Here is a 13,516-nt window from a genome sequence, read left to right as displayed (position 1 = left end):
CCGGGGGAGGCGCGAGTTGCGTATGAGTCCGCCGAACATGTCCGAGGGGACCCCGAACGGTCGAAACCACACGCCAGGTTCGGTGATCAGGCGGGTACGCCGACAGCGGGGATGGTCACAGCAGCGCCTCATCTTCGAAATGCAGCGGGTCGCGCCGCGCCTGGGAATGACTGTGCCCGCCCCGGAGAGCCTGAAGGCCATGCTCAGCCGGTGGGAGAATGGCCATCAGGTACCGGATGCGTACAACAGGCGCCTGCTCGCCGCGGGTCTCAGGATCCCGGAGTCGACGTTCGACATGCCGTCGGATTAGCGAGCCTCGTGGCTGGCCAGCGCCGGTCGCAGTCGTGCGGCGAAGCTGCCCGGGGGGGCGCTACGCTTGACCGTCGCGCCGCTGTCGAGTCGCCAGGCCGATTGCCGATACGCAGGTGGTTGCGTACCTGTGCAATGCCTCGGGTAACTGCGTGATGAGCGAGACCGACCCGGCCGGCCGGTGAGCCGACTGTGAGGGGTCGTCATAGACGGTGGCGGGTCCGGCCTCCAGTACACCCGCCATCACGTCGTGCAGGCTGCGGTGGTCTTCGGCCAGCTGTTGATTGTGGTCGTCGATCAGCTCGGTTTCGACGTCGTTGTGTGGCGCGAGCTGTATCAGCGGCACATACCGCTGCGGCTGTCCGAGGATCTGCGACGGCAGGACCGAAACCGGATCGGCTGCGCCGAGGCGCCGGCCCGCGCCTGCCTCGGCGCCTACTGTCGCGGCGTAGCTGGCATATGTCGCGCTGGCCATGGTGTAGGCGACGGTCAGGCGGTCGGCGTAGCCGATAGCCGAGTCGACCAGGTCCCCGGCGTACTGACGCTGGTAGAACGCTTCCGGCCCGCTCACATCGGCCCGTTCGGCGGCGGCGGTGGCCTGTCGTTCCAAGAGACGAGCCTGGGCCAGGGCGAGTTCCGCGGCAACGCATGCGAGTCCCATATCCAGCAGCGCGGCCTTGACCGGCTGGGGCAGGTCCAAATGGGAATCCAACGGAAGCAAATCCTCGCTGCCGCTCATGACGGGTGCCGTGCGTGGCCGCCGCAACGGCGATTCACTCGGCGGTTTCTTGCTGGCCACGCTTGACATTATGTATGCGCCGGCAGCCCGCAGCTATCCCACACCGCGCTAGCTGCGTTAACCCCCGTCAACTTCCGGGCCCCCACCCCGGCACGGATCGTCAGGGGCGTGATCGAGCCGGATCAGCCTCAGGGCTACCGCAACACGCCAGATCGGTCGAACCCGCAACCCGACCGTGCCTGGCAGCGGCTCGACACCCGGTGCGCAAGCGCCGCGCGTCTCGGTGAGTCGTACGGCCGCTACATCGCCGCGCTCACTCCGCAGCGGTGCTGGCAGATCCGCCGTCGTGTGCTCATTGTCTGCTGCCGTTTGGCCGAGGCGGGCCGCACCAGCGGCCCCCGCTCTTGACCAGTCGTTAGCCGCAGCGGGCGCGCGCGGTTAGCACCGGGCAACCGTCGGTCCACATCGGCGCGTAGCCGCCGAGGGAGGAAACGAGCGCCCATGCACACACGTCATCTGGCTGCCGTTGTCGGTGGCCTGGCCGCAGCCACCGCCATGCTGCTGGCAGCCGGCCAAGCGGCGGCGGTACCGACCGCCGCCGACCATCGTGCCGGCGGGTCAGCGGTCCGCGGCACGGTCGCTGACGGCACGCCGGTCACGGTCACGCTGACGCTTACGGCCGACGACAAGGCTGTCGCCGACTATGCGACGGCTGTCGCCACACCGGGGACACGGTGTATCGCCAGTACCTGACCCGCCAACAGCTGCGGGACCGGTTCGGTGCCGGGTCGCAGACCGTGTCGCGGGTGTCGGCGTGGGCCCGCAGCGCCGGATTCACCGTCAACGGCCTGGACTCCACCGGCAGCCGCCTGACGCTGACCGCGACCGCGCGAACAGCGCGGGTGGCGTTCGGTGTGGGGCTGGTGATGCAGCGGATCGGTGGCGTGCAGGTACGCGTTGCGACCGGTACGCCTCGTCCACCGGCGGCCGTGGCGGCCGACATCCGCGCGGTGTCCGGGCTGTCCGAGCACGTCGCGACGCCGCTGCGCGTCAAACCGGGCGCACCGGCGGTGGCGGGCCCATCGACGACCGCGGCCGGCGACGGACCGTACTGCGCGACCTACTGGGGCGAGTGGAACAAGCAGTCGGTGCCGCAGAAGTACCCGGCCGGCTACCAGAGCAACGAGCTGTGCGGCTACAACGGTGCCCAGCTTCGCGCCCTCTACGGGCTGAGCGCCGCCGACCGCGGCCAGGGTCAGACGATCGCCATCGTAGGCGCCTACCACAGCGCCACAACCCTGACCGACGCCAACACGGCGGCCGTCCGCAACGGCGTGCCACCGCTGCGCCCGGACCAGCTGGTGGTCAAGCAGTACCCGATCCCGGCCGGTGACGGCTCCGGCTGCGACCAGGACACCTGGCACGCCGAGGAGGCCCTCGACGTGCAGGCGGCGCACACGACCGCGCCGGACGCCCGGCTGGTCTACGTCGCAGCGCCCGACTGCACCCGGCTGGAAGATGCCCTGGCCGCGGCCGTCGACGACAGCAGCCTGGGCGCGACGGTGGTGTCCAACTCGTGGGGCATCCTCGGGGCGGAACCGGCCGACACGCAGTACCTGACCGCCACCAACAACGTCCTGGCCCGCGCCGCCGTTCTGGGCATCGGCACCTACTTCGGCTCCGGTGACAGCGGCGACAACAGCACCCTGCCCGGCGCGCAGGGCCCGAGCGTGACGTTCCCGTCATCATCGCCGTGGACGACCGCGGTCGGCGGCACCTCCAGCGCCGTCGGCGTAGGGAACCGCGTGTTGTGGCAGACCGGTTGGGAGGACGCCGGCAACACCCTGTCGGGTGGTTCGTGGACCCGGCTGAACCCGCCGCTGCTGGCGGGCGCGGGTGGTGGCGCCTCGCAGCGGTTCGACAAGCCGACCTGGCAGTCGAACCTCGCCGGCAGCAAGCGGATGGTGCCGGATATCGCTGCGTTGGCTGACCCGTACACCGGCTTCTTCGTCGGCTACACCACATCCGGCGGCCAGTACATCGGCACGCCACTGGGCGGCACGTCGCTGGCATCGCCGATCGTGGCATCGCTGGTCGCGGTGGCGCAGGGCCGGGCGGGTGCCGACAGCGATGTGGGGCTGCTCGCGCCGGTGCTGTACGCCAAGGCCGGATCGGGCAGCGGGGTCGTCGCCGACGTCCAGCACGTCGCGGCCGGGGTCTGGGCCCCGTCGGTCGGCGCGGGCAATCCGCGCGGGGACTACCTCGTCGACCTCGACGCCGGCGTCCAGACCCTCAAGACCGGCTCCGGATGGGACCCGGTCACCGGCCTCGGTACCCCCGGTCCGGGCTTCCTGACCGGGATCGTGTCCTGACCATGGCACGCCATGCACGCCGCGCGTCGGTCGGGCTGAGCCGCATCCCGATGTGGCTGTGGCTCAGCCTGGCCGGCGCCGGGATCCTGCTGGTCGCGGCCGTGGTCGTGGACCTGGTTTCGGGCGGCGACCACCGGCCGGCCACCCCGCGGCCCTCGGCGAGCACGGCGAGCACACCAGCGCCATCGCACTCACTGCACACCGCGGTGCCGCTGGTGAGCGCGGCGCAGCTGGACGCCTTGCCGGAGGCCAGCACCTGGACCACCCTGCCGGCGGCGCCGATTACTTCCGACCGCAGCGCGATCGACGGGACCGTAGTCCACCCCACCGCGGCGGTCGCGGTCTTCACCGAACCCGGCGATACGGCATTCGCGCGGCTGCCGACCACACAGGTCGGCAGCCCAACCTGGTTGCCGGTCATCGACCGTCGGCCCGGCTGGGTTCGCGTGCTGCTGCCGACCCGGCCCAACGGCGCGACCGGCTGGCTCGCCGACAGTGACCAACTGCAGGCGGCCCGAACACCGTTCGACATCGAGGTGGACCTCGCCGCCAGGTCGCTGCGGCTGCTGCGCGACGGCGACGAGGTAGGCCGCTGGACGATCGGCGTGGGCACGCCCGTTACCCCGACGCCGGCCGGACGCACCTTCGTGCTCGCGTCCGTCACCGACCCCACGCAGACCTACTCGCCGGTGATCCTGCCGCTGGGGGTTCACAGCAACGCCTTGTCCACCTTCGCCGGCGGCCCGGGCACCGTCGGCCTGCACACCTGGCCGACGCCCGACGTGTACGGGACACCCACCAGCCACGGCTGCATCCGGGTGCCGCCCGACGCGATGCGGGCACTCATGACGGTCCCGCTCGGCACACCGGTGGTCATTCACGAGCACCAACCACAGCCACGAGGAAGGACGTATCCCCAGTGAGGCGAAACAGAGCAGTCACGGTAGCCGTAGCCGCCATCGCCACCGGTGCCACCGGAGCAGCCCTGGCGAGCACCGCTGAGCCCGCCGCAGCCGCCGCCTACCACGACGCGGCCTACGGCATCTCGGCCACCGGCGCGTCTCCGATCGGCGCCACGCCCGCGGTGTCCAGCACCGACGGCCAGGTCCGCACCAACTCCGGATCGGCGCGATCCTCCGACGGCACCGTATCGATCAGCTCGGCCACGGTCCGCGCCGGAGGCGGCCAGGCCAGTGCCCAGGTCAACGGGTTCTCCGCCCTCGGGGGCCTCGTACGAGCCTCGAGCGTGTCCGCGACATGTACCGGCGGTACGGCGGCGGCCAGCGTCTCTGGCACGCCCGCGGGACCGGTGGGCAAGAAAGCCACTGTCGCCTACCGCGTCAGCTCCCGCAACGCCGACGGCTCCACAACGGTCATCGGTATGCAGGTGACTGTTCACGCCGGCGCCGGCAGCCCGGCCGGTGTCATCAACGTCGGATCGGCGACCTGCGGCCCGACCGGCAGCAAGCCGCAGCCGACCCCTACCCGCCGAGTGCCCCAACCGCCGACCGGGCACCCCACGGGCGGCCGGCCGCTCCCGCCGAGCGGCGGGCTCCCGGCCGCGCCCGCACCACGGCCCAACGCCGGCCACGTACCCGTCACCGGCTAACCGCCGCCGGCGCAGCACCGACCCGACACGGCCGGTCAGCGGGCCGGCGTAGACCACGCCGGCTCGCTGACCGCCACACGCGTCATGGCCGTAACGGCAGCGGCCGCGCGCGACTCGTCGCTACCCCGACCAGCCACAACTGCGCTCCCACGTCACCGAGGACGGACGACACATGGCACAACACTCGATCTCTACTGCCGATGACCGTTGCGCCGACCTCCTTCGCAGCCTCGATGTCGACACACGGCAGGCACTTTCGGCGCGCTACGACCAGGCGTACCTCGCCGACTACACCCGCATGGATCGCATCGTCGCGGCCGCCTACCAGGCCCTCGTGGTCAAAGGTCGAGTAGCTGAAGGCACAGGCCAGGAGTGGGAGGCCATCGCCGAGGCAGGGGACCTGGTCAACGGTGGCGACGACCTCGTGGCCGCCATCCTCGCCGCCGACCTGATACCGGACGAAGACTTCGTAGCGCTGGCCGGATGGGCGGCGACGCTGATCAGGATCGAAAGCCCGTCCCGTGCCGAGAGCTAGTGACCGGCAGATGGACGTCATCATCCGGCCGGCCCGTACCCGTGACGTACAGGGAATCCAGCGCTTGGTCGACGCGTACGCCGACGACCGGATCCTTCTGTCCAAGGCGCCCGTCGCGCTGTACGAGGACGTACCCGAGTTCTGGGTGGCCGAGCGTACGTCGGACGGGGCGGTGGTCGGCTGCGGCGCGGTGCACGTGATGTGGGACGACCTCGCCGAACTGCGCACGATCGCCGTCGACCCGGAGTGCCGCGGACAGAAGATCGGTCACCGGATCGTGTCGGAGCTGCTCGCGATCGCGCGGGAGCTGGGCGTGGCGCGGGTGTTCGTGCTGACGTTCCAGACGGAGTTCTTCGGGTCGTTCGGCTTCCAGCCGATCGACGGCACACCGGTGTCACCGGCGGTGTACGAGGAGCTGCTGCGCTCGTACGACGAGGGCGTGGCCGAGTTCCTGGACCTGGAGCGCGTCGAACCGAACCTACTGGGCAACACGCGAATGCTGCTCCATTTGGCTGATCGTGCGTAAGGTCCGCCGCGTGGTCAGAGTGGCGCTGGCCATCGCGAGGACTCGTTGCCAGGCGCAGATATCGCGGTTGTCGGCGGCGAACGGCGACAAGGGCTGCCACGCTGGCCCCTCGAGCGCCGGGCAGGCCGGTTGCGAACAACCGGGCCTTCGCCACGGCGCGGTTGTGAAAACGAGACGGGCACTTGAGCGGTGCCAGGTCGTTGATGGTCCGACACGCGGTGTCGATGCCGATGAAGAGCGAGGGAGTGGGAAGCTGTCTGGGACCCTTGATTGTCGGATGCACCGGCGCTGCGGTGCATGTTCGTTGTTAATTCAATAGATCTGCGTCGTGTGATCTAGGAACCCCGGGTTCGCACGGACGGCACCGCCACGATCGCTTACCGTTTTCGGACGATGGCCCATCCCGTTGCCAGAAGCAGGAAAATGATCACGAGGGCGATGATAAGCGGCAGGAAAGTTCGATCGTGGCGGTCGAAGAGAAATAGATGCGCCGACAGCGACAAAGCCAGCCCCATGACTCCGAAGTAGGTAGCGAAGGCGGCACGCGGCCACGTGACAGCACGTCCCCAGATGCTTCGCCGAGTGGGGGAATATCCCTTCAGTCCGACGGCGAAGACAGCATAGACGAACAAGGCCGTCCCCGCACACTCAACCACCAAGACTGCAGCATTGAATAGTCCCCGCGCGATCATTGCAAGCCTTCCCTCTGAATCGCCGGCGCCGGAGCAATTCCTCCACATAGGAGCGTGCTCCGACGCCGGCGCGGCTATCCCAACAAATCAGTGACAGGTCTCCCAGAACCATCCGGGATACGTCGAGGTACTCCACCATTTACGCCCATAGGCGTTGGGCCAGCGTTCATAGATTGTTCCGTTGAAATAAACACCATCCTGCCGACGGCAGAACGTGGAGTAGTACCAGGGAACGATGGCGCCGAGGATGGCTCCCGCGAAAGCGCCACCTAAGATGGTTCCGGGGTTGATCCCAGCCATGCCGATATACGCGCCGACAACTGCGCCGAGAACTGGCCAGGCATAAGCGAAGGTGTTCACGTAGCCGTGTCCCACGGCACATCTGATGTTGAAGTTGTAGCCACTGGTCCAAAACCCAGAGTAATTCGAGCGCCATGAACCGCCGCAGTTCAAGTACCAAGTGCCCCACATGCCGCTGGTGTCGGTGCAGTTGACACCGTCGCCGGAGCAGTAGTCGTAGGCGTTGGCATTGCCGCCGTAGACGGAGTCGACGCTGAGGAACCGTCCGGTGGCGGGGTTGTAGGTGCGTGCACCCATCGCGACGAGGCCGGCAGGGTTGTCGGCGGCACGTTGCGTTTGGCCCAGCCAGCCGTATCGGCGGTTCCCGACATCGCCGGCCTGGGTAGGCGTTCCGAAGGGGTCGTACTGGCTGGTGGAGGCCAAGCCTGCGCTGCCGGCGACCACGCCACCGACAAAGTTCCCCCGGAGGTCGCTGATGAGGTACACGTTGCCGGTGGTGTTGGTGAAGGTCGCGGCGATCCCGGTAATGCCAGGGATCTGTCGCGAAGTGTTGCCGTTACCTTCATCGGTCCAGGCCGGGACGTCGGTGTCGTTGTCGTAGTGGTTGCGCTTGCTGACGCTGCCGTCGGTCCAACTACGGATGCGGTTGGCGATCACGTCGAGGTCGTAGGTGGCGCTGCGACCGTTCTGGGTGCTGGTGCGGGCCATGTCGTTGGCGTAGTACGTCATTTGGGTGTCGCTGCTGCCGGTGGCCGTGTCGGCGGCGGGCAGCGTGACGGTGCGGCCGAGCGCGTCGTAGGTGTAAGCACCGGTGAGGCGGTCGGCGTTGTCGTAGCGCCAACTGCGCGAGTTCGCCTGCGTGCTCATTTGGCAGGTGCCGTCGGACGCCGGGTTGAAGGTGTTGAGGACGGTGCGGTTGGAGTTGGTGTCGAAGCCGTAGGCGCGGCTGGTGCACTGCCCGGCGACGGTGGTGCTGGTGATGTTCAGTCGGCCGGCGGCGTCGTAGCCGTCCCACTCCGCTGACAGGGTCGAGTTCTGCCACCGCTGCCGGTTGTGGGCGTCGGCTCCGCTGTAGGCGGAGTACAGGGTGCAGTCGGCCTGGCCGCAGCCGGTTTGGGCGTAGACGACGCCGGTCTGGGTGCCTGCCTCGTTGTATCCGCGGGTCACCACGATGTTGTTGGGCCAGTTCTCCCGGAAGGCGTTGCCCTCGGCGTCGTACTCGGCGGTGAAGGTGCCGCCCTGGCTGTCCTGGACCTGGGTCAGCAGGCCGCGTCGTTCCCAGCCGCTGTCATAGGTGAACGTTTGGGTGCCCTTTGGGTCGGTGATGGTGGTGGGCCGGGAGGCCAGGTCGTAGGTCGTGGTGGTGGTGTTGCCGTCCGCGTCGGTGTAGGACGTGATCCGCCCGAGCGTGTCGTAGGCGCGGGTGATCCGGGCGGTGACGGATCCGCTGGCGTCCAGCGACTCGGTGGCGGTGAGTTGACCGCTGGCCGGGTCGTAGACGTTGCGGGTGATCGGTAGCGCGGTGCCGAGGCTGTCCGCCGTGGTCACGGTGACCGCGCTGGCCCGGCCGGCGTTGTCGTAGGTCGTGGTGGTGGTGCGCAGCGTTCCGGCCGAGGACTTTTCGGTCTTGACCCGCGGCTGTCCGTAGAGGTCATAGGTGGTAACAGTGACCGGCAGTTCGGGGCCGGAGCGGGCTTGCCCGCCGGGGCCGGTCGTGCAGACCAGGCCGGTCCACTCGGGGTGGTTGTCGCATTCGGGATGGCCGGAGCCGGTCCCGGAACGGTAGTAGGTGGTGAGCTGGGTGGCCGGGGTTGTGTTGCTGGTGCCGCCGGCCGGGTTGGTGGTCGCGGTGACCTGTCCGGTGCCTGGGTCGTAGCTGGTGCGCTTGGTCAGGCTCAGGCCGCCGGGATCGGTGGTCACCGCGGTCGGCTGGCGCAACGTCCAGTCGTAGCTGGTGACGGTCGTGCGGGCATCGGCGTCGACCTGCAGCCCGGTGGCGTTGATGTACCGGACGCTCTCCGTGGAGGTGGTCACCAGGTTGTACGGACCGCCATAGGCCGGTGCGCCTTCGTCGTAGCGGTTCACGGTGTGGGTGCGGCCGCGCACGATGGACCCGTCGGACAGGGTGACGTCGTGCTCGGAGCCGAGGACCTCCAGTTGGCGCTGGCCGTCGGCACTGTAGGTGGTAATGGTGGACAGGCGCGCGGCGGTGGCGGCCTGGCCGGCGACACTGGTGCTGGAGTTGAGCGCGGTCTGTCGGTTACCGGCGGTCAAGGTGCGCACGGTGGCGCCATAGGCGTCGTACCAGGTGGTGTCGATGAACCCGCCCGGCCGGGCGACGTTGACCGGGTGGCCGTTGGTGTCGAAATAGGTGATGGTGGCGCCCTCGTACGACGACGGCAACTGCCCGGCGGCCTGGTTGCCGGTCGGCTTGTGGCCGGGGCTGAACACGGCGGTGCCCGTGACCGGTGCCTCGTTCTGGCCCCAGCTCATCGTAGCTAGTGGGGACAGATCGTACGGCGCTCCGCTGCCGCTGATAGGCACGTTGTAGACGACGGTGGTGGTCGCGGTCCCGGCAGACAGGGCGCTACGGGTAACGGTGGTGAGGCGCCCCTTGCCCGAATCGGACGGCAGCGTGGTGTAGCCGAGCTGCCACGGCTCCTGCGCGGGTGGGGTCAGCGTCGTGAGCAGGCCGTCGCTGTCGTAGCTATAGGTGATGCCGACGTGCACGGTGGCGCCGCTGCTGGTGGTGTAGTCGCGGCGCGGGTCCCACTGCTGGCGTAGCCGGCCGGTGCTGTCGTAGGCGTAGCGGGCCATGGTGATGGTGCGCATGGCGACGGTGTCGGGGGCGTAGGCGGTGTAGTCCACCGATGCCAGCCGACCGGTGTAGTCACCCCACTGGCCGGCGTCGCTGCCGGTCGCCGTGGTGGTGGCGGCGTAGGTGAAGGTGAGTGCCTGGCAGCCGCGTACCAGCGCAGCGGTGCAGTCGACGCCGGCGGGGACCGAGGCGAGCACCCGGGTGGGGCGCACCACGTCCGTGCCGTCGACGGTGGCCTTCTCCCACGCGTAGGTCGCGGACGTGCTGGATCCGGCGGGGGTGACGGCGGTCGGCTGGTAACTGCCGACGTCGACGGTGGCCAGGTGGGTGAAGATGACGGTTGCGTCGCCAGTCTTGCTCAGGGTGTAGGTGTCGTTGGCGCTCGCATAGGTGAGCTGGAGGTCGTCCTGGCCGGTCGGGGAAGTGAAGGTCGTGCCGGTGGCGGTGGTCGCCTTGGCGGTGAAGCCGAGGGTGGTGCCGTCGGGCAGGCCGACCTGCACGAGGCTACCGACCACGGTCAGTTCGGTGTAGGGCGCGCTGCTACCGGCGACCGACACGCTGGACACCCAGCCGGGGCCGAACATGTTGGCGGTGTCCGTGGCGGTGGCGCGGCGGGTGTTGAACGTGCGGCCCACGCCGAGGCCGGACCCCGCGGAGACGTCCGAACTGGAGACGGTGTAGTTACCGGTGACTGCGTTGACGCTTCCCGGCCCGACCTGGGTCACAGCAGCGCTGGCCTGGTTGCGGTCAAACGTGATCTTTACCGGGCTGCTCGCGGCGCCAGCCGGGTTGGCGAATGTGGCGCGGATCTGCAGCGGCCCGTCACGAGGGATCCGCTGGGCATCGGCGGCGGCCAGGGTGGATTCGATGTTCCAGATCAGGTCCGGGAAGGCGCCATTGCCGGTCGTGCTCAGCGGCCAGCTGACGGCCGCGCCGCCGGATGCGACGGTGACATCGGAGGCGGGGATGGCGGTCCAGGCGTCCGTTTCGGCGCGCCGCCACTGGTAGGTGATGCTGGTGGTGCCGGGCTGCGCGACGCCACTGAGCTTGATCTTGCCAGCGACGGTGTCGCCGTCGGCCGGTGCGATGGGGGCGCCGACGCCGACGTTGAAGTGGTAGGCGGTGGTCGGGGAGGCGTTGCCGGCACGGTCGACCGACTGCACGTACAGAACGTGCGGGCCGTCGGACGGCGGGGTGATCGACACGCTGGCGGTCCCGCCGAGTCCGGTGGCGTTGACGCTGGTGGTGGGCGGGTTGGTGTCAAGTCCGTACAGGTAGGAGGTGACGTCGGTAATGCCGGCGCCGCCCAGGTCGAACGTTCCAGCGGTGTCCGCGGCGCCGCTCCATGTGTCCTTGCGGTACGTGTTCGACGACACGTCGGGCGCGGTGGTCGGTGCAGTGACGTCGACGGCGAATTCGCACCACGGCGACCACGGGCCGGTGTCCATGCCGTCGTTGCTGGCCGCCCGCCACGCGTAGGTGCCGCCGTCGGCGAATGCGCCGGCTGGCACGGTGACCAGGACCGGTGAACCCGCCATCCGGCTGGCCGAGGCCTGGCCGATCTTCGAGCCGCCGGCGACGAACCACTCGAACGTGGTGGTCAGCGGGCTGCCCTCGGCGTCACCGGTGGTGACCTGGAGCTGGGGGGTGGTCGAGCCGATGTAGGGCCGGGCGTCGCCGGTGGCGCAGGCGACCGCCGGGGTCGTTGACGCGGTGGTCGGCTGCTGCGGAATCGAGTTGGTGGTGATGGTCAGGGTGGGGTTGTTGTCGAACTGCTTCCACGAGTTGGTGTCGGTCTCGTCAGCCGCGGTCACCACCAGTGTCACCGCCGACGAACCCTGGTTGGCGGCCTTCTGCGTCGCTGCGGTGACGTCGAAGCCGACGGTACCGGCGGGGCAGGACGAGGCACCGCCGATGCCGTCGGGCGAGAAGCCCTTGGCCGTGGACACCGACTGCTGAAGTGCGCCTACCCCGGGCTGGGTGTTCCAGGTCAGGTTCGCGTCGACCGCACCGTTGGACTCGTGGACCTCGACCGCCCGCGGGTCGCACGACGGCGCCCACTTCTCGTACAGGTTGAGCGTCGCCGACAGCACATGGGCTCCGGCCAGCGCCGAGCCGGCGTTCATCGTGAGGTAGGACCGGACCCGGTCGACTCCGTCATTCCAGGTGCCGGCCTCGATGTCGTTGGTGACGTTCCAATAGTGAGTGTCCGGGGTGGCCGAGTCCACCAGCCCCCAGCCGCCACGGTTGGCGGTCAGCTCCGGGTCGATGGTCACCGGGTAGACGGTGGCCGGGTCGGCCAGCATGCCCTGGTCGGGCAGCACCGACACCGCCCCGGCGGTCGCGGACGTCTTCATCGTCTTGTGGCGCGGGCCAGACTTGCCCTTGTTGCCGGCTTTTGATTTGCCCGCCTGGCCCGCGGTGGCGTCCCACATCAGCGGAGTCGAGCCGACGAACAGCGCTTGCCCCTTGGCATCCACCACGGACAGGTTGCCGTGGGCGTCGGTCTTGACGCTGGCACCCTTACCCGCAACGGGGAAGTCCAACTTTGCGAGCGCCTTCTGTGCACCCGCCTGCCGGTTCTTGATCACCAGCCGCTCGGTGTAGCCATCCACGTCTGCCGACAGCACCAGATCCACGCCCGGCAGAACCTCGCTGTAGGTGGCCGTGTTGGCAGCCAGCGTCGGTACGGGCAGTCCGCCGAACGGGGACGACAGCGATACTTCCGCGCCGTCACGGCGCAGGGTGACCAGCGGGCCCGCGCCGCCGCTGGAGAAGCTCATGTCCGCACTCGCCGCTGCCGGCACAATCCGGCCGGCATTGTCCCGCTGCAGGGTGGTGTCGACCGGAAACCACTTGCCGGCACGGTTCACCCGCACCGGCCGGTACCGGTGTTCAACGGTGAACGTGCCGTTGGCGTTGGCGAACACCTGGTCGGTTTCCGAAACCAAACCGGTGACCTCGACGCGCTTGCCGCACAGCCGCGCCGCCATTGCCGCCGACGCCCGGTCCGGACGCTGAAGACTGCGGCATTCGTCCCTGGTCTTGCTCGGCTTCGGTGCTGCCGCGGCCGGCGTCGGCAGGGCCGGTGCCTCGAGCAGTGAAGCGACCAGAGCGATCGCGATGAGCCACGCCACGGACCACAACCGCGACATGGTTCGAAGTGACAGGCGCGTACGCCATTGAGCAGACAAAGGCCAATCCCCCGTAACGAATGGCACGAACAATCGGCCACGCCAGACAGGGAGGCCGGTGAGCGGCCACCTTAGAGACCTTCCCCCTTGCATGACAAATGAAGAAACAGCAGCTCAGAGGGTGTTAATCGGTTGCAAGACGGTTCCTGCCCGATATGCCGCGCTCGATCCGACCCATGTGGACGACTAACCACAGTCCGATGCGGCCAACGCTCACCAGGCGAGTAGATGGCGAGTCCAGCCCGACCACCTGACGCGAAACTGAACCGCGCGGGCCTAAGGAGAGCTCTGTCGCGACGCCCAAGTAGTCCAGGCCGCGGGTCCGAGGTTGGCGTCCCTGGCAGAGTGGCAAGGTCAAACTCCTGACCCAACGTCTTACACCACCAGGTCCACCGTCCGGGCCCGGCAATATCGGCCGCAGT

The 13,516-nt window shown here is 68.9% G+C and carries 9 protein-coding genes; 7 read left to right on the top strand and 2 right to left on the bottom strand.

Annotated features, from left to right (window positions below; genetic code table 11):
* Positions 1-370: 370 nt before the first annotated feature.
* On the bottom strand, positions 371-1,108 hold the full coding sequence (locus tag Pme01_RS10865) for a hypothetical protein (protein WP_168114577.1): 738 nt from the start codon (positions 1,106-1,108) through the stop codon (positions 371-373).
* Between the two features lie 108 nt (positions 1,109-1,216).
* Here Pme01_RS10865 and Pme01_RS10860 point away from each other — a divergent pair, with 108 nt between their 5' ends.
* The 7 genes from Pme01_RS10860 (at position 1,217) to Pme01_RS10830 (ending at position 6,090) form a co-directional block, all read left to right on the top strand.
* On the top strand, positions 1,217-1,456 hold the full coding sequence (locus Pme01_RS10860) for a hypothetical protein (protein ID WP_168114576.1): 240 nt from the start codon (positions 1,217-1,219) through the stop codon (positions 1,454-1,456).
* 93 nt (positions 1,457-1,549) lie between these two features.
* Positions 1,550-1,801, top strand: coding sequence for a hypothetical protein (locus tag Pme01_RS10855; protein WP_168114575.1), 252 nt, complete (start codon positions 1,550-1,552; stop codon positions 1,799-1,801).
* Positions 1,783-3,420, top strand: coding sequence for a S53 family peptidase (locus Pme01_RS10850; RefSeq protein ID WP_168114574.1), 1,638 nt, complete (start codon positions 1,783-1,785; stop codon positions 3,418-3,420). The genes Pme01_RS10855 and Pme01_RS10850 overlap by 19 nt, the downstream gene beginning before the upstream one ends.
* A 2-nt stretch (positions 3,421-3,422) precedes the next feature.
* Positions 3,423-4,343: a L,D-transpeptidase gene (gene ldt-CoaP, locus Pme01_RS10845; protein WP_203935536.1), complete on the top strand. Its 921-nt coding sequence runs from the start codon at positions 3,423-3,425 to the stop codon at positions 4,341-4,343.
* Positions 4,340-5,029 (top strand): hypothetical protein, encoded by a 690-nt coding sequence (locus Pme01_RS10840; protein ID WP_168114573.1) that lies wholly within the window; start codon positions 4,340-4,342, stop codon positions 5,027-5,029. The genes ldt-CoaP and Pme01_RS10840 overlap by 4 nt, the downstream gene beginning before the upstream one ends.
* Positions 5,030-5,201: 172 nt before the next feature.
* Entirely contained in the window at positions 5,202-5,564 is a 363-nt protein-coding gene (locus Pme01_RS10835) for a hypothetical protein (protein WP_168114572.1), read from the top strand.
* A 10-nt stretch (positions 5,565-5,574) separates the two neighbouring features.
* Positions 5,575-6,090 (top strand): amino-acid N-acetyltransferase, encoded by a 516-nt coding sequence (locus Pme01_RS10830; protein ID WP_168114571.1) that lies wholly within the window; start codon positions 5,575-5,577, stop codon positions 6,088-6,090.
* A gap of 779 nt (positions 6,091-6,869) precedes the next feature.
* Here the strand turns inward: Pme01_RS10830 and Pme01_RS10825 are convergent.
* A complete protein-coding gene (locus Pme01_RS10825) occupies positions 6,870-13,055 on the bottom strand; it encodes a DNRLRE domain-containing protein (RefSeq protein WP_168114570.1) in 6,186 nt (2,061 codons plus the stop codon).
* Positions 13,056-13,516 lie beyond the last annotated feature (461 nt).

The sequence above is a fragment of the Planosporangium mesophilum genome (assembly GCF_016863255.1).
In the GTDB taxonomy this organism is placed as follows: domain Bacteria; phylum Actinomycetota; class Actinomycetes; order Mycobacteriales; family Micromonosporaceae; genus Planosporangium; species Planosporangium mesophilum.
Note: the sequence above shows the minus strand (reverse complement) of the source record. Positions and strands in the feature narration are given on the sequence as shown.